This window comes from Variovorax sp. LjRoot290, assembly GCF_964253985.1.
GTDB lineage: Bacteria > Pseudomonadota > Gammaproteobacteria > Burkholderiales > Burkholderiaceae_C > Variovorax.
Window position 1 is genome coordinate 1,519,290 of record NZ_CAXURW020000001.1, and the last position, 16,692, is coordinate 1,535,981.

Annotated in this window: 13 protein-coding genes and 2 tRNA genes; 7 read left to right on the forward strand and 8 right to left on the reverse strand. The window is 66.9% G+C overall.

The window, feature by feature from the left end:
• Positions 1–58 precede the first annotated feature (58 nt).
• Together ACSQ9A_RS07635 and bktB are read right to left on the reverse strand one after the other, a co-directional pair.
• Positions 59–134 (reverse strand) — tRNA-Lys (locus ACSQ9A_RS07635).
• Positions 135–198: 64 nt separating this feature from the next.
• Positions 199–1,380: a beta-ketothiolase BktB gene (gene bktB / locus ACSQ9A_RS07640; RefSeq protein ID WP_436303203.1), complete on the reverse strand. Its 1,182-nt coding sequence runs from the start codon at positions 1,378–1,380 to the stop codon at positions 199–201.
• Between the two features lie 101 nt (positions 1,381–1,481).
• Here bktB and ACSQ9A_RS07645 point away from each other — a divergent pair, with 101 nt between their 5' ends.
• Positions 1,482–2,189, forward strand: coding sequence for an SDR family NAD(P)-dependent oxidoreductase (locus tag ACSQ9A_RS07645; RefSeq protein WP_436303204.1), 708 nt, complete (start codon positions 1,482–1,484; stop codon positions 2,187–2,189).
• A 44-nt stretch (positions 2,190–2,233) separates the two neighbouring features.
• On the opposite strand, the gene ACSQ9A_RS07650 is transcribed toward ACSQ9A_RS07645, so the two are convergent.
• Positions 2,234–2,309 (reverse strand) — tRNA-Ala (locus tag ACSQ9A_RS07650).
• 58 nt (positions 2,310–2,367) lie between these two features.
• On the opposite strand from ACSQ9A_RS07650, the gene ACSQ9A_RS07655 reads away from it, so the two are divergent.
• Entirely contained in the window at positions 2,368–3,234 is an 867-nt protein-coding gene (locus tag ACSQ9A_RS07655) for an alpha/beta hydrolase (protein ID WP_436303206.1), read from the forward strand.
• A gap of 21 nt (positions 3,235–3,255) precedes the next feature.
• Here the strand turns inward: ACSQ9A_RS07655 and ACSQ9A_RS07660 are convergent, their stop codons facing one another.
• Positions 3,256–4,233 carry a GMP reductase gene (locus ACSQ9A_RS07660; protein WP_093106371.1) on the reverse strand — a complete coding sequence of 326 codons (978 nt, stop codon included), beginning with the start codon at positions 4,231–4,233 and terminating at the stop codon, positions 3,256–3,258.
• 258 nt (positions 4,234–4,491) lie between these two features.
• On the opposite strand from ACSQ9A_RS07660, the gene ACSQ9A_RS07665 reads away from it, so the two are divergent.
• Positions 4,492–6,861, forward strand: a complete 2,370-nt coding sequence (locus ACSQ9A_RS07665; protein ID WP_436303208.1) for a UvrD-helicase domain-containing protein — start codon at positions 4,492–4,494, stop codon at positions 6,859–6,861.
• A gap of 6 nt (positions 6,862–6,867) precedes the next feature.
• Here ACSQ9A_RS07665 and ACSQ9A_RS07670 read toward each other — a convergent pair whose 3' ends face one another.
• Genes ACSQ9A_RS07670 through ACSQ9A_RS07680 form a run of 3 tightly spaced genes read right to left on the reverse strand, consistent with a single transcriptional unit; the run spans position 6,868 to position 9,125 of the window.
• A complete protein-coding gene (locus ACSQ9A_RS07670; RefSeq protein WP_093106366.1) occupies positions 6,868–7,671 on the reverse strand; it encodes a BPSS1780 family membrane protein in 804 nt (267 codons plus the stop codon).
• A 26-nt stretch (positions 7,672–7,697) separates the two neighbouring features.
• Positions 7,698–8,756 carry a homoserine kinase gene (locus ACSQ9A_RS07675; RefSeq protein ID WP_436303209.1) on the reverse strand — a complete coding sequence of 353 codons (1,059 nt, stop codon included), beginning with the start codon at positions 8,754–8,756 and terminating at the stop codon, positions 7,698–7,700.
• Positions 8,757–8,765: 9 nt separating this feature from the next.
• A complete protein-coding gene (locus ACSQ9A_RS07680; protein ID WP_093106361.1) occupies positions 8,766–9,125 on the reverse strand; it encodes a hypothetical protein in 360 nt (119 codons plus the stop codon).
• A 97-nt stretch (positions 9,126–9,222) separates the two neighbouring features.
• On the opposite strand from ACSQ9A_RS07680, the gene polA reads away from it, so the two are divergent.
• From polA to ACSQ9A_RS07695, 3 genes are read left to right on the forward strand one after another with little or no spacing between them, the layout of a single operon-like run.
• Positions 9,223–12,015, forward strand: a complete 2,793-nt coding sequence (gene polA / locus ACSQ9A_RS07685) for a DNA polymerase I (RefSeq protein WP_436303210.1) — start codon at positions 9,223–9,225, stop codon at positions 12,013–12,015.
• Between the two features lie 25 nt (positions 12,016–12,040).
• On the forward strand, positions 12,041–13,327 hold the full coding sequence (locus ACSQ9A_RS07690) for a M20/M25/M40 family metallo-hydrolase (protein ID WP_436303211.1): 1,287 nt from the start codon (positions 12,041–12,043) through the stop codon (positions 13,325–13,327).
• 23 nt (positions 13,328–13,350) lie between these two features.
• Entirely contained in the window at positions 13,351–14,253 is a 903-nt protein-coding gene (locus ACSQ9A_RS07695) for a LysR family transcriptional regulator (protein WP_093106353.1), read from the forward strand.
• Positions 14,254–14,258: 5 nt separating this feature from the next.
• Here the strand turns inward: ACSQ9A_RS07695 and ACSQ9A_RS07700 are convergent, their stop codons facing one another.
• Positions 14,259–15,467 carry a D-amino acid dehydrogenase gene (locus ACSQ9A_RS07700; RefSeq protein WP_436303212.1) on the reverse strand — a complete coding sequence of 403 codons (1,209 nt, stop codon included), beginning with the start codon at positions 15,465–15,467 and terminating at the stop codon, positions 14,259–14,261.
• Positions 15,468–15,691: 224 nt separating this feature from the next.
• On the opposite strand from ACSQ9A_RS07700, the gene ACSQ9A_RS07705 reads away from it, so the two are divergent.
• Positions 15,692–16,576: a transporter substrate-binding domain-containing protein gene (locus ACSQ9A_RS07705; RefSeq protein WP_436303213.1), complete on the forward strand. Its 885-nt coding sequence runs from the start codon at positions 15,692–15,694 to the stop codon at positions 16,574–16,576.
• Positions 16,577–16,692 lie beyond the last annotated feature (116 nt).

Below are 16,692 nucleotides of genomic sequence, written 5' to 3' on the forward strand. Positions count from 1 at the left end.
GCTGGTGCAGGCATGAAAAAAGCCCGCCATCGATCTGATGGCGGGCTTTTACATGGTTTGGTGGGCCCTGAGTGACTCGAACACTCGACCTACGGATTAAGAGTCCGCTGCTCTACCAACTGAGCTAAGAGCCCCTGATTGACATTGCTGTCATTCAGGCAATCCCACGATTATAGCCATATCGCGAGGCGGCCTCGCTCAAGCGCGCTCGAAAATGCACGCGATGCCCTGGCCGCCGCCGATGCACATCGTCACCAATGCGTAGCGGCCCTGGATGCGTTCGAGCTCGTACAGCGCCTTCACGGTGATCAGTGCGCCGGTGGCGCCGATCGGGTGGCCAAGCGAGATGCCCGAGCCGTTCGGGTTCACCTTGGCGGCATCCAGCCCGAGATCCTTGCTCACCGCGCAGGCCTGCGCCGCGAAGGCTTCGTTGGCCTCGACCACATCCATGTCCGATGCCTTGAGGCCCGCTTTCTCCAGTGCCTTGCGCGAGGCCGGCACCGGGCCGATGCCCATGTAGGCCGGGTCGACGCCGGCGAAGGCATAGGCCACGACGCGCGCCATCGGCTTGAGGCCGCGGCGCGCCGCCTCTTCTTTCTCCATCAGCACCACCGCCGCTGCCGCGTCGTTGATGCCCGAGGCATTGCCGGCGGTCACCGTGCCGCTTTCCTTCAGGAAGGCGGGCTTGAGCTTCGCCATGTCCTCGATCGTGGCGTCGAAGCGCACGTGCTCGTCGGTATCGAACAGCGTCGTGCCTTTGCGGCTCTCCAGCGGCACCGGGACGATCTGCGTCTTGAAGTAGCCGTTCTCGATGGCCTTCTGCGCGCGCTGGTGGCTGGCGAGCGCGGTCTGGTCCTGCGTTTCGCGGCTGATGCCCCACTTCTTCGCGACGTTCTCCGCCGTCACGCCCATGTGGATGTTCTCGAACGGGTCGTGCAGCGCGCCGATCATCATGTCGACCAGCTTGGCATCGCCCATGCGCACGCCCCAGCGCGCGGTGAGCGAAGAGAGCGGGGCGCGGCTCATGCTTTCCGCGCCGCCACCGACGGCCACCTTGGCGTCGCCGAGCTGGATGCTTTGCGCCGCGCTCACGATCGCCTGCAGGCCCGATCCGCACAGCCGGTTCACGGTGAGGGCAGGGGTCTCCTGGGCGCAGCCGCCCTCGATGGCGGCCACGCGCGCCATGTACATGTCGCGCGGCTCAGTGTTGACCACGTGGCCGAACACCACGTGCTCCACGTCCTTGCCGTCGACCTTGGCGCGCGCGAGCGCCTCCCTGGTCACCAGCGCCGCCAGCCGCGTGGGCGGCACATCCTTGAGGCTTCCGCCGAAAGTACCGATTGCGGTGCGTACACCGCTCACGACAACCACTTCTTTCATGACGATTCTCCGGTGCAAAAAGGAAGGGTCAATGATGCCAGCCGAGCGCTTCCCGTACTGACGCCGGCGTTACCATGCCTGCCCGAACAAGGAGCCGCCAAATGATCGAAGCCAACACCATCCGCCACATCGTGGTGACCGGCGCCGCCGGCGCGCTCGGCCGCGCCGTCGTGCAGCATTTTCTCGACCAGGGCGCCCGCGTGGCGCTGCTCGACCACCGCATGGAGCATCTGACCGACGCGTTTCCGGGGCTCGACAACTCGCAACACCTGTTGCTGCAGGCTGACGTGACTTCGGCGTCGGCCATGGCCGACGCCGCGACGCAGATCCTCGCGGCCTTCAAGCGGGTCGACGCGCTGGTCCACATCGCCGGCGGCTTCGAGATGGGCGAGCCGGTGCATGCGCTGAGCCGCGCGGCCTGGGACCGGATGATGAACCTGAACGCTTGGTCCTTCGTGGCCGTCTCGCAGGCGCTGGTGCCCTCGATGATCGAGCGCAAGGCCGGCAGCGTGATCGCCGTCAGCGCCAAGACCGCGGCGCGCGGCGCGGCCGGGATGGCGGCCTACATCGCGTCGAAGAGTGCGCTGCAACGCTTGGTCGAGGCGGCGGCGGCCGAGCTGGCGCCGCACGGTATCCAGGTCAACAGCATCGCGCCCAGCGTGCTCGACACGCCGGCCAATCGCCAGGCCATGCCCGACGCCAAGCCCGACAACTGGGTGTCGACCGCGGTGGCCGCGCAGACCATCGGCTTCCTGGCCTCGCCGGCGGCCGCCGCGCTGCACGGCCAGCACCTGACATTGGACGCCTGAAAACAAAAAGGCCCCGGCGATGCGCCGAGGCCTTCGAGAGATGTTGGTGGAGAGGAGGAGGATCGAACTCCCGACCTCCGCATTGCGAACGCGGCGCTCTCCCAGCTGAGCTACCCCCCCAACGCAAGGCGAATTTTAACCAGAACCGATGCCCCAACGCACAAGGAGCACGAATCGCATGGCCTTCGACGACCCCGCCTGGCTGGAGGGCATGTACAACAACCTGGCGCGGGTGAAGGACCATCCCGCGTACCTCGAGCGCTGGGCCCGCGATTCCGCCGCCGCGCGCGACGCCTTGCCCGGCCGGCTCGACTTGTCCTATGGCCAGGGGCCCAACGAAATGCTCGACGTTTTTCCCGCTCCGGTGCCCGATGCGCCCGTGCTGGTGTTCATCCACGGCGGCTACTGGCGCGCGCTCGACAAGAGCGACCATTCCTTCGTCGCGCCCGCGTTCAACGACCGCGGCGTGTGCGTGGTCGTGCCGAACTATGCGCTGTGCCCCGGGCCGGCCAATCGGCCCGTGACCGTGCCGGATATCCTGCTGCAGATGGTGCGCGCGCTCGAATGGACCTGGCGCCACATCGCGGCCTACGGCGGCGACCCTGAGCGCATCACCGTCGCCGGCCATTCGGCAGGCGGCCACATGGCGGCGGCGCTGCTGGCCTGCGACTGGAAGGCGGTCGCGCCCGACCTGCCGGCGCAGCTGGTGCGCAACGCGCTCTCGATCTCGGGCCTCTACGACCTGCGGCCGCTGCAGCGCACGCCCTTCCTGGAACACGTGCTGCGCTTGAGCGATGCGGATGCGCTGCGCGCCAGCCCCGTGCTGTGGCCGGCACCCACGCGCGGCCAGCTCTATGCGGTCGCGGGCGGCGACGAGAGCGAGGAGTTCATCCGCCACAACGCGGCGATTCGCGCGGCCTGGGGCCGCAACACGGTGCCCGTTTGCGAGGTGCTGCCAGGCCTGCACCACTTCAGCATCGTCGATGCCTTCGCCGATCCGGCGCACAGGCTGCACCGGCATGCGGCGCAGCTGCTCGAGGCCTGATCGCAGGCCCCGAAGGGCGGCCTACATCAGCAGGTGTTCGCCCGCGTTGTCGCCGCCGAGCATGACGTAGTTGACCTTGCGGATGTCCATGAGCTTGCGCCCGCCCGCATAGCTGATGGAGCTCTGGATGTCCTGCTCCATTTCGACCAGCGTGTCGGCCAGCTTGCCCTTGATCGGCTCGAGGATGCGCTTGCCCTCGACGTGCTTGTACTCGCCCTTGTTGAAGTCGCTGGCCGAGCCGTAGTACTCCTTGAAGAGCACGCCGTCGACTTCCACCGTCTGGCCCGGCGAGTCCTCGTGGCCGGCGAAGAGCGAGCCGATCATCACCATCGAGGCGCCGAAGCGGATGCTCTTGGCGATGTCGCCATGGTCGCGGATGCCCCCGTCGGCAATGATCGGCTTGGTGGCGACGCGTGCGCACCACTTGAGCGCCGACAGTTGCCAGCCGCCGGTGCCGAAACCGGTCTTGAGCTTGGTGATGCACACCTTGCCCGGACCGACGCCGACCTTGGTTGCATCCGCACCCCAGTTCTCTAGGTCGATCACGGCCTCGGGCGTGCCGACGTTGCCTGCGATCACGAAGGCCTTCGGCAGCTTCTTCTTGAGGTACGCGATCATGTTCTTCACGCTGTCGGCATGGCCGTGCGCGATGTCGATCGTGATGTATTCGGGTGTGAGGCCGGCGGCGGCCAGCTGGTCCACCGTCTGGTAGTCCGGCTTCTTGACGCCCAGCGAGATGGATGCGAACACGCCCTTGGCATGCATGTCCTTCACGAACTGCAGGTTGTCGAGGTCGAAGCGGTGCATCACGTAGAAGTAGCCGTTCTGCGCCAGCCAGGTGCAGATGGTCTCGTCGACCACCGTCTTCATGTTGGCGGGCACCGTCGGGATGCGGAAGCTGCGGCCGCCGAGGGTGACGCTGGCGTCGCATTCGGATCTGCTCTCGACCACGCATTTGCGGGGCAGCAAGAGGATGTTGTCGTAGTCGAAAATCTGCATAAAACCAAGCTCCTATGAAATGACTGCCCCCCGGCTCGCCACTTCGTGTGCTTCGCCACCCCCCGAGGGGGAGGCTCGGCCGCCTTGGGGCGGCCCTGCGGCGTCCGGGAATTGAGCGCTTGGTCCGGCCGGCTTTCGCAAACGAAAAACCGGGCGCAAGAAACTTGGGCCCGGTAACTGATTTTACGCGCCCGATCGGAAACGCGTGCTCAGGCACTTCGTATAACCCGCATACGCCGTGCTTTCTACAATCGACGGATGTTCACCGACCTCGCGGCCACCGCAGATTCGCCCCTGCTGCACAACCTCAACGCCGAGCAGCGGGCCGCGGTCGCCTTGCCGGCCGGCAACGCGCTGATCCTCGCCGGCGCCGGCTCGGGCAAGACGCGGGTGCTCACCACCCGCATCGCCTGGCTGCTGCAGACCGGCCAGGTGTCGCCCGGCGGCATCCTGGCCGTGACCTTCACCAACAAGGCGGCGAAGGAAATGATGACGCGGCTGACCGCGATGCTGCCGGTCAACGTGCGCGGCATGTGGATCGGCACCTTCCACGGCCTTTGCAACCGATTCCTGCGCGCGCACTGGAAGCTCGCCGACCTGCCGTCCACCTTCCAGATCCTCGACACGCAGGACCAGCTCTCGGCCATCAAGCGGCTGATGAAGCAGTACAACGTCGACGACGAGCGCTTCCCGGCCAAGCAGACCCAGTGGTTCATCGCCGGCGCCAAGGAAGACGGCCTGCGCCCGCGCGATGTGGAGATCCGCAGCGAGGACGACCGCAAGAAGGTCGAGCTCTACCAGCTCTACGAAGAGCAGTGCCAGCGCGAAGGCGTGGTCGATTTCGGCGAGCTCATGCTGCGCAGCTACGAACTGCTGCGCGACAACGACCCGGTGCGCGAGCACTACCAGCGGCGCTTCCGCCACATCCTGATCGACGAATTCCAGGACACCAATCGTCTGCAGTACGCATGGATCAAGATGCTTTCGGGCAGCACCGTCGAAGGCCGTTTCGTGCCCGGCGACAACAGCGTGATCGCGGTCGGCGACGACGACCAGAGCATCTACGCCTTCCGCGGCGCGCGGGTGGGCAACATGGCCGATTTCGTGCGCGAGTTCGACGTCTCGCAGCAGATCAAGCTCGAACAGAACTACCGCAGCTTCAGCAACATCCTCGATTCGGCCAACGAGCTGATCAGCCACAACAAGAAGCGGCTGGGCAAGAACCTGCGCACCGACCAAGGCCCGGGCGAGCCGGTGCGCGTCTACGAATCGACCAGCGACTTCGCCGAGGCGCAATGGATGGTCGAGGAGATGCGCCAGCTGGTGCGCGACGGCATCGAACGCAAGGAAATGGCGGTGCTCTACCGCAGCAATGCGCAAAGCCGGGTGATCGAAACGGCGCTCTTCAACGCGGCCGTGCCGTACCGCGTCTACGGCGGCCTGCGCTTCTTCGAACGCGCCGAGATCAAGCATGCGCTGGCCTACCTGCGCCTGCTTGAGAACAAGGACGACGACACCAGTTTCCTGCGCATCGTCAACTTCCCGCCGCGCGGCATCGGCGCGCGCAGCATCGAGCAGCTGCAGGACGCGGCCCGCGCGGCCGGCCGCTCGCTGCACGACGCGGTCAACGCGGTGGGCGGCAAGGCCGGCTCCAACCTGTCGGCTTTCGTCGCCAGGATCGACGTGCTGCGCGAGCAGACGCAAGGCATGTCGTTGCGCGAGATCATCGAGCTGGTGCTCGACCACAGCGGCCTGATCGAGCACTACAAGGCCGACCGCGAAGGCGCCGACCGCATCGAAAACCTGGAAGAACTGGTCAATGCGGCCGAGAGCTTCGTCACGCAGGAAGGCTTCGGCCGCGACGCGGTGGCGATGCCGGTCGACGAGCTGCGACAGTCGCCGGCCAGCCAGGGCCTCGACCCGAACCGCCCCGTCATCGACGAGCCGCTGGCGCCGGATGCCGAAACTGGCGAAACCATGAGCCCGCTGGCGGCTTTCCTGACCCATGCCGCGCTGGAGTCGGGCGACAATCAGGCGCAAGCCGGCCAGGATGCGGTGCAGCTGATGACCGTGCATGCGGCCAAGGGCCTCGAATTCGACTGCGTGTTCATCACCGGCATGGAAGAGGGCCTGTTCCCGCACGAGAACTCGATGAGCGACTACGAGAGCCTCGAAGAGGAGCGCCGGCTGATGTACGTGGCCATCACCCGCGCGCGCCGGCGCCTGTATCTCAGCCATTCGCAGACGCGCATGCTGCACGGCCAGACGCGCTACAACGTGAAGAGCCGCTTCTTCGACGAGCTGCCCGAAGGCGCACTCAAGTGGCTGACGCCCAAGAACCAGGGCTTTGCACCCTCGGCCTTCGGCTACGGCGGCGGTTACGCGACCACGCGCGGCGGGGCCGGCGGATACGGCAAGGACACATTCGCCAGCCCGCCGGTGCCGCCGCAGAAGAGCGCGCCTTCGCACGGCCTGCGCTCCGGAATGCAGGTGTTCCACAACAAGTTCGGCGAAGGCACGGTGCTGGCACTGGAAGGCAGCGGCGACGATGCGCGTGCGCAGATCAACTTTCCCCGCCACGGGGTCAAGTGGCTGGCGCTGTCGGTCGCCAAGTTGACGCCCGTATAAAGACTGCTAATCAGCCCGGAAGCTGTCCCGGAAGGTGAACCAGGTCGAGCTCAGCGACATCGCCGCCAGAACCAGCGCGCTGCCGATCATCAGCGCGCCGCCGATGGCCGAGGCGCCGTCGCCCATGCCGATCGCGCCGACGCCCACCAGCACCGTGGCCACGAGGCCGATGCCGATGCCCGCAGCGAGGAACACGCCGAACCACGACAGGCAGAACATCGCATAGGCGCCGAAGTTGCGAAACAGCGCGACCAGGCTGAAGAACAGACTCTTCACCGGCTCGACCTGGTGCCAATGCACGAGTGCCGGCGCGTGCCACATCGCGAGCGACAGTGGCAGATTGAGGACCATGACGAACAGGCGCGCGGTCTGGAAGTCACTGCTTGCGATCACCTCGGGCGTGAGCGTTTCGTCCAGCAGGTAGGCGCGCGCCAGCTGGCCGCCGTCGATCAGGGCCGAAACCCCCACGGCGGCGACGAAATAGACCGCCGAAATGATGCCCAGCACGACCATTCGCCGCCATTCGGCACGCACGGCGCCCACTGCGGCGATGAACATGGCCGGGGCGGCCGGCTTCTGGGTGTCGTTGGCATACGCGACCGAGGTGGCGACCATCAGTCCGAGCGTCATGAAGGGCAGCAGGATCGGTGCCAGCACGCTGCCGAGGAAGGGCAGTTGCGAAGCGATCGAGATCGCCGCCATGAACAGGAAGAACAGCGAGATGAAGGCGAGCGGCTGCCGCCAGAAGGTCTTGAGTCCGAGGCGGACCCATTCGGCGCCGGTGCGCGCCGGCACGAGATTCAGTTTCATGGGATTAGGGCCCGTACACAGGCCCCTCAGGCGGCCAGCGGCTCGGCAGTCGGACGCGTGCCTTCGAAAGAGGAGAACAGTGCCGCCGGCGCACGGACGCGTTCGCGCAGCACACGCTCGAAATGGGTCGGGTCATGGGCCTTGAGCATGCTCGCTTCCCGTGGCAGGTGGAAGTCCCACAGCCGCGAAATCCAGAAGCGCAGCGCCGCGGCGCGCAGCATGGCGGGCAGCAGGGCGCGCTCGGCTCCGGTCAGCGGCCGCACGCTGCCGTAGGCAGCCAGCAGGGCGTCGGCATGGGCCGCATCGTGGCGGCCGCTCTGCAGGTCGATGGCCCAGTCGTTCAGGCACACGGCGAGGTCGAACAGCCAGCTGTCGGTGCCGGCGAAATAGAAGTCGAACACGCCGGTCAGGCGCGGCGTCTCGCTTTCGGTGTCGAACATCGCGTTGTCGCGGAACAGGTCGGCATGCACCGGCCCGCGCGGCAGGGCCGCGTAGGCCGAGGATTGGGCGACGTGGTTCTGGTACGCGAGCTCGCTTTGCAGCAACGCGGCTTGCGGAGCGTCAAGGTAGGGCAGGACCACCGGCTCGGTGTCGTTCCACCAGGTTAGGCCGCGCAGGTTGGGCTGCATGCGCGGAAAGTCGCGACCCGCAAAATGCATGCGCGCCAGCAGGCGGCCCAGCTCGGCGCAATGCGCGGCCGTCGGTGCCAGCTCGCTCTTTCCCTGCAGCCGCTGCACCAGAGCCGCCGGCTTGCCGGCCACTTTGTGCAGGAACTCGCAGGGCGCATTGGCGGGGATGGAAAGCGCGTGGCCGTCGGGCGGCGCCACGGCCGGGTCGGCCACCGGCTCCGGCACCGGAATGCCGCGCGCCGCCAGATGCTTCATCAGGCAGAGGTAGTAAGGCAGTTGTTCGGCGCCCAGGCGCTCGAACAGCGTCAGGACGAACTCGCCCGACGCGGTGCTCGCGAAGTAATTGGTGTTCTCGATGCCGCCCTCGATGCCTCTGAGCGAGGCGAGCGGGCCCAGGCCGAGGCGCTGCACCAGCGCATCGGCTTCGTCGAACCCGACTTCAGTGAAGACCGCCACCGCCCGGGCTCAGAACTTGAGCACGTTCCAGACCCGCGGGCCGTTGCCGCCGGTGCCGGTTTCGGACTGGCCCTGGCGGTCGCGCCCGCCGTAGTTCGGCAACACCTCGTAGGAGGGCACGTTGGCCTTCGGCGTCACCGTGATGCTCTGGGTCTGTCCGCCGTAGCGCACTTCGTCGACCGCGGCGCCGCTGTCTTCGACGTGGATGTGCTCGATCTTCTGGTTCTGGCGCGGCGATGCTGCCTGTTCCTGGCCCTGCGGGGCGCCGGGCGGCGGCGCGCTTTGGGCGTGAACGGCGGCCAGCGGTGCGGCGCAAGCCAGGGCGGCCGTCAGGGCGCCGCGAACGAGCAGAAGGGTTGGGGAGGACATGATGAGGATTGTAGGCGCCGGCCTCGCGGCAGGTGTCAGCCGGCGGCGATCTTCGCCGTCGTGCGGAAGCCCGAGCGCGGCACGGCAAAATGCTCCGATGACCGACAAGAAAACGTTGCTGCTCGTCGATGGTTCGAGCTACCTCTACCGCGCCTTCCACGCGATGCCCGATCTGCGCGCCGTGCCGGGCGATGCCGGCAGCCCGGCCACGGGCGCCATCCGCGGAATGATCAACATGATGCAGGCGCTGCGCCGCGAGGTGCGGGCCGACTACGCAGCGTGCGTGTTCGACGCGCCGGGAAAGACCTTTCGCGACGACTGGTATCCGCAATACAAGGCGAACCGCTCGCCGATGCCCGACGACCTGCGCAGTCAGGTCGAGCCGATCCACCAGGTGGTCAAGCTGCTCGGCTGGCCGGTGCTGTGCGTGCCCGACATCGAGGCCGACGACGTGATCGGCACCCTGGCCCGCACCGCGGCCAACCAGGGCATCGAGGTGATCGTCTCCAGCGGCGACAAGGACCTGAGCCAGCTGGTCGACGAGCACGTCACCATCATCGACACCATGAACGGCAAGAAGCGCGACGTGGCGGGCGTGACGGCCGAATTCGGCGTGCCGCCGACCCTGATGATCGACTACCAGACCCTGGTGGGCGACAGCGTCGACAACGTGCCCGGCGTGGAGAAGGTCGGCCCGAAGACTGCCGCCAAATGGCTGCTCGAATACGGCTCGCTCGATGCGCTGATCGCCCGCGCCGGCGAGGTGAAGGGCCAGGCCGGCGAGAACCTGCGCAAGGCGCTCGACTGGCTTCCGCAAGGCAAGCGCCTCGTGACCATCCGTACCGACTGCGAGCTCGATGGCCACGTGAGCGGCCTGCCTTCGCTGGCCGGCATCGCCATCGGCCCCCAGCAGATCGACGAGCTGAAGGGCTTCTACGAGAAGTACGGTTTCAAGAGCCTGGTGCGGACGCTGGAAGCGCACGAGGTCTCGCCCGAGCTGATCGAGGAGAACAAGAAGAAAAAAGGCCCCGAAGGCGGCACCGGCCTGTTCGACGAACCGGGCTTCGAGGCCGCGGCGAAGGCCACCAACCTGGCCTACGACACGGTCATGAACTGGGAGGCCTTCGACGCCTGGCTCGCGAAGCTCCAGGCGGCCGAGTTGGTCGCGATCGACACTGAAACCAACTCGCTCGACGAGATGCGCGCCGAGATCGTCGGCATCAGCTTCAGCGTGAAGCCCGGCGAGGCGGCCTATATTCCGGTGGCCCACAACTACCCCGATGCGCCGGCCCAGCTGCCGCGCGACGAGGTGCTCGCGAAGCTCAAGCTCTGGCTCGAGGACGGCACGAAGAAGAAGCTCGGGCAGCACGTCAAGTACGACCGCCACGTGTTCGCCAACCACGGCATCGAGGTGCAGGGCTACGCGCACGACACCATGCTGCAGAGCTACGTGCTCGAAGTGCACAAGCCGCACGGCCTGGCCAGCCTGGCCGAGCGGCACCTGGGCCGCACTGGCATCGACTACGAAGACCTCTGCGGCAAGGGCGCGCACCAGATCCCGTTCAGCCAGGTTTCGATCGAGAAGGCCGCCGAGTACTCGTGCGAAGACTCCGACCAGACGCTGGACGTGCACCTCGCGCTGTGGCCCAAGCTCGAGGCCGACGAGAAGCTGCGCTACATCTACGAGCTGGAGATGGCGTCCAGCGAAGCGCTCTACCGCGTCGAGCGCAACGGCGTGCTGATCGACGCACCCACGCTGGCCGCCCAGAGCAACGAGCTCGGCAAGCGGATCATGGCGCTGGAGCAGGAGGCCTATGAGCTTGCGGGCCAGCCCTTCAACCTCGGTTCGCCCAAGCAGATCGGCGAGGTCTTCTTCACCAAGCTGGGTCTGCCGGTGGTCAAGAAGACGCCGAGCGGCGCACCGAGCACCGACGAAGAGGTGCTCGAAAAACTGGCCGAAGACTTCCCGCTGCCGGCCAAGATCCTGGAGCACCGCGGCCTCTCGAAGCTCAAGGGCACCTACACCGACAAGCTCGGGCAACTGGCGAACCCGCGCTCGGGCCGCGTCCACACGCACTATGCGCAGGCGGTCGCGGTGACCGGGCGGCTGTCGAGCAACGACCCCAACCTGCAGAACATCCCGATCCGCACCGCCGAGGGCCGCCGCGTGCGCGAGGCCTTCGTGGCGCCTGCCGGCAGCGTGATCGCGAGCTCCGACTATTCGCAGATCGAGCTGCGCATCATGGCTCACATCAGTGGCGACGAGTCGCTCTTGCGCGCCTTCACCGAAGGCATCGACGTGCACCGCGCGACCGCGGCCGAAGTCTTCGGCGTGGCGGTGGAGCAGGTTTCGAGCGAGCAGCGCCGCTATGCGAAGGTCATCAACTTCGGGCTGATCTACGGCATGAGCAGCTTCGGCCTCGCGCGCAATCTGGGCATCGAGACCAAGGCCGCGGCCTCCTACATCGACCGCTATTTCGCGCGTTATCCCGGCGTGAAGATCTACATGGACGAGACCAAGGCGCTGGCCAAGCAGAAGGGCTATGTCGAGACTGTGTTCGGCCGCCGCCTTTATCTGCCCGAGATCAATTCGCCCAACGGCCCGCGGCGCGGCGGGGCGGAGCGCGCGGCGATCAACGCGCCGATGCAGGGCACCGCGGCCGACCTGATCAAGCTCAGCATGGTGAAGGTGCAGGAGGTGCTCGATGCCGAAAAGCGCCGCACGAAGATGATCATGCAGGTGCACGACGAACTGGTGTTCGAAGTGCCCGAAGACGAAGTCGAGTGGGTCCGCACCGAGATCCCGCGACTCATGGCCGGCGTGGCGGAGCTCAAGGTCCCGTTGCTGGCCGAAATCGGCTTTGGTCCCAACTGGGACAAGGCGCATTGACGAACGACAACCCAAGGAAAGAAGAATGAAACTCCCGCGTCATCTGCATGCCTTCGTCATCGGCACCGTCTGTGCCGCTTGGTTCGGTGTCGCCTCGGCCGCACCCGACGAGCGCATCGCCGCGCTGGCGGCCAAGGAAAAACCCGCTCTGCTCGAAACGCTGAAGCAGCTGGTCGCGATCGAGTCCGGCAGCCGCGACCTCGAAGGCCTGGACAAGATCGCCAACCTGATCGCCGATAAGTTCAAGGCGCTCGGCGGCCAGGTCGAGCTGATCGACCCGACGGCCGATGCCTACCGCATGGAAGACACGCCCGAGAAGATCGGCAAGGTCGTGCGCGCCACCTGGAAAGGCACCGGCAGCAAGAAGATCATGCTGATCGCGCACATGGACACGGTCTACCAGATCGGCATGCTCGCCAAGCAGCCCTTCCGCATCGAAGGCGACAAGGCCTACGGCCTCGGCATTGCCGACGACAAGCAGGGCGTGGCAGTCATCACGCACACCGTCGCCCTGCTCAAGGCGCTGGACTTCAAGGAGTACGGCACGCTCACCGTGCTGATCAACGGCGACGAGGAGATCAGCTCGCCCGGTTCGCGCAACCTCATCACCCGATTGGGCGGCGAGCACGACGTGGTGATGTCCTACGAAGGCGCCTCCGTCAAGGAAGACAAGCTCTCGCTCGCCACCGCGGGCATCGCCTCGGTCTCGCTCAACGTCACGGGCAAGGCCTCGCACGCGGGCTCGGCGCCCGAGCTCGGCGTGAACGCGCTCTACGAGCTCTCGCACCAGATCCTGCAGATGCGTGACCTGTCCGACCCGGCCACCGGCCTCAAGATGAATTGGACCATCTCCAAGTCGGGCAGCAACCGCAACGTGATCCCGGCCGCGGCCAGCGCCGGCGCCGACGTGCGCGTGCTGAAGGTCGGCGACTACGACCGCATCGAAAAGCAGGTGCAGGAGCGCGTGAAGAAGCAGCTCATTCCCGAAGCCAAGGTCGAGATGAAGTTCGAGCGCCGCCGTCCCCCGCTGGAGGCCACCGACGCCTCGCGTGCGCTGGCCAGCCATGCGCAGCAGGTCTACAAGGAGTTCGGCCGCGAGCTGGGCGCCGACGACAAGGTGGCCGGCGGCGGCACCGATGCCGCCTTCGCCGCGCTGAAGACGAAGGCGCCGGTGGTCGAGCGCTTCGGCCTGCAGGGCTTCGGCGCGCACTCGGCCGATGCCGAATACGTGCTGATCGATTCGATCGAGCCGCGGCTCTACCTCGCGGCACGCATGATCATGGACATCTCGCGCGGCAAGGTCGACCACTAACGGCCGGCTATTTGCGTCCCGCGATGCGCCTGCGCCATATCGAAGTCTTCAACGCCATCATGCTCACCGGCAGCGTGAGCGCGGCGGCGCGGCTCATCAACATCACGCAGCCGGCGGTCAGCCGCACACTGCAGCATGCCGAGATCCAGCTCGGCTTCTCGCTCTTCCAGCGCGCCAAGGGGCGGCTCACGCCGACCACCGAGGCGCTGGCGCTCTATCCGCACATCGAGCGCCTGTTCGCGCAGCTCGACGAGGTACAGCGGCTGGCCGCCAACCTGCGCAGCGCCAGCGACGTGGGCGAGCTGCGCATCCTCACCGTGCTCGCGCTCAGCTACGAGGTGCTGCCGCGCGCGCTCAAGAGCTTCCGCCAGAAGCACCCGGGCATCGCCGTCACGGTGGAGTCGCTGCATTCGCCGCAGATCATGTCGGCCCTGCTGCTGCAGGAGGCCGACGTGGGCTTCGCCTTCAGTCCCGCGGTCCATCCCTCGCTCACGCAGGAGACGCTGGCGGACAGCCGCATGGTGTGCATCGCGCCCAAGGGCATGCTGCCGCGCGCGCTGGTGCGCAACGGCTCGGCGGCGCTGCACGACCTGGTGAACCTGCCGGTGGTCGGCCTGGACAGCCGCGATCCCGTCGGGACCAGCCTGAGCCAGGCCTGCCGGCAGGCCGGCGTGGGCTTCCAGCAGGCGGTGGTCACGGTGCAGACCTACCACGCGGCGCTGGCGATGGCGCACCACGGGCTCGGGGTCGCGCTGGTCGACGGCTGCACGGCGAACTCGGCCGATCGCACCAAGGTCGACGTGCTGACGCTGGAGCCGCACATCCCGGTGCCGATTCGCGCGCTGCGCTTTGCCGGCAAGCCCGACTCGGTGGCGGTTCGCGGCATCACGCGCTGCATGCGCGAGGCGATCGAAGGAATGGCTTAGACGGCTTAGACGAGGCTTTGCGCGACGCGCTGCGCCGAACCGAAAGCCAGCGTGAAGCCCAGCGCCCCGTGCCCGGTGTTGAACAGCATGTTGGACGGGGCGCCCGCCAGGCGGCCGATGATCGGCACGCCGGTCGGCGTGGCCGGGCGCATGCCGGTCCAGGGATGCAGTACCTCGAAGCGGCTCGCCTGCGGGAACACGGCGCGCGTCGCCTCGGCCAGCGTCTCGATGCGCGTGGCGGGGATGCTCGCATCGTGCCCCACGAGCTCGGCCATGCCAGCCACCCGCAAGCGCGACCCGATGCGCGCGAACACCACCTTGCGTGCGCTGTCGGTCACGCTCACCTGCGGCGCGGCGCCGGGCGCCGGATCGACGTCGACCGTGATGCTGTAGCCCTTGAGCGGATAGACCGGCAGGTAGGCGCCCAACTGGAGTCCAAGCCGGTGCGATGCCGCGCCAAGTGCCATGACGAAGGCATCGGCTTCCACGTCGCCGGCGCCGGTCTGCACCGCGGTCACGCGGTCGTTGCGGACATCGAAGCCGCGCACTTCGCAATCGAGCACGAAGCCCACGCCGCGCGCGCGCAGCGCGCGCTCGAGTGCGATGCAGACCTTGAGGCAGTCCGCGGCGCACTCGCTCGGCGTGTGGATGGCGCCGGCCATCCGGGCGCGGTAGCCGGCCAGCGCGGGCTCGATCGCGATGCACTCCTCGGGCGTGACGAGGCGCTGTTCGCTGCCCATCGCCTGCTGCAGTTCGAGTTGCCGGCGCGCGCCTTCGAGCGCGCCGGCGCTCGCGTAGAGCACCAGCTTGCCGGTGGCGGAGAAGTCGCAGTCGGGCGCCACATCGGCCAGCATCTGCTCGAAGGCGCAGCGGCTCTCCGCGGCGAGCGCGAGCAGGCGCATCGTCGTGTCGCGCGAGGTCCGGGCGTTGCAGGCCGCCAGGAAGGCCAGGCCCCAGCGCCACTGCAGCGGGTCGAGCTGCGGCCGCAGCTTGAGCGGGGAGGAGGGCGAGAGCAGGAGCTTGGGCAGCTGCTTCCAGATCGAGGGATCGGCCAGCGGCTGCACATACGAATAGCTCAGCTGGGCGCCGTTGCCGCCGCTCGCACCGGCGCCCGGCGCGGCGCGATCGATCACGCTCACCTCGAAGCCCTGCCGGTTCAATTGCCAGGCCGTGGCCAGGCCCACGATGCCGGCACCCAGCACGCACACATGCATGACGCTCCTTCCTGTCGCTGCTTGTTGTTGGATGCGAGCGACTCTAGGGCCGCATCGTTCGAGCGTGAAATGCCAAAACCGCCGCGGGCCATAGCCAAAGCTCATGCCCTCCGGTGGCTGCCCATAACTTTTGGTCATGGCCATGGGCGCAAAAGGAATTGTGACCGGCGCATGAATCGTTCCTACACTCCGCAACACATTCCATATCCACCGAAAGGGCTCGCATGAAACTTTCCGCATTGATGGCCGCCGTTCTGCTCACCGTTGCCGCGACGGGCGCGCAAGCCGCCGACACCCTGGCCAAGATCGCCGAGTCCGGCAAGATCACGCTGGCCTACCGCGAGTCTTCGGTGCCCTTCAGCTATCTCGACGGCCCGAACAAGCCGATCGGCTTCTCGGTCGAGCTGTCCAACGCGGTGGTCGAGGCGGTGAAGAAGAAGCTCAACAAGCCGAACCTGCAGGTGGCGCTGATGCCGGTGACCTCGCAGAACCGGATCCCGCTGATCCAGAACGGCACCATCGACCTGGAGTGCGGCTCGACCACCAACAACAGCGCGCGCGGCAAGGACGTGTCCTTCGCCATCAACCACTTCTACACCGGCACGCGCCTGCTGACGAAGAAGTCGTCCAAGATCAAGAACTACGCCGACCTCGCGAAGAAGACGGTGGCCAGCACCACCGGCACCACCAACGCGCTGGTCATGCGCAAGTACAACACCGAGAAGAATCTCGACATGGACATCGTGCTCGGCAAGGACCATGCCGACGCTTTCCTGCTGGTCGAGAGCGACCGGGCGGTGGCTTTCGCGATGGACGACATCCTGCTCTTCGGCCTGATCGCCAACGCCAAGAACCCGGCCGAATTCGAAGTGGTCGGCGATGCGCTGCAGGTCGAGCCCTACGCCTGCATGCTGCCCAAGGACGACGCGGCCTTCAAGAAGGTGGTGGACGACACCATCGTCGGCCTCATGAAGAGCGGCGAGTTCGAGAAGATGTACAACAAGTGGTTCATGTCGCCGATCGCGCCGAAGAACGCGCCGCTCAACCTGCCGATGAGCCCGCAGCTGCGCGACAACATCAAAACTCCGAGCGACAAGCCAGCGACCTGACGGGTCGACGCGCGCCTCCGGCGGAGCACGCAACCTCGCGGCGCATTCTCCGCTCTGATCGCCTACATTGCGGCGTGCGCTTCGCAGCTGCGCCTTCTTTGTCCGTCGATCAACTG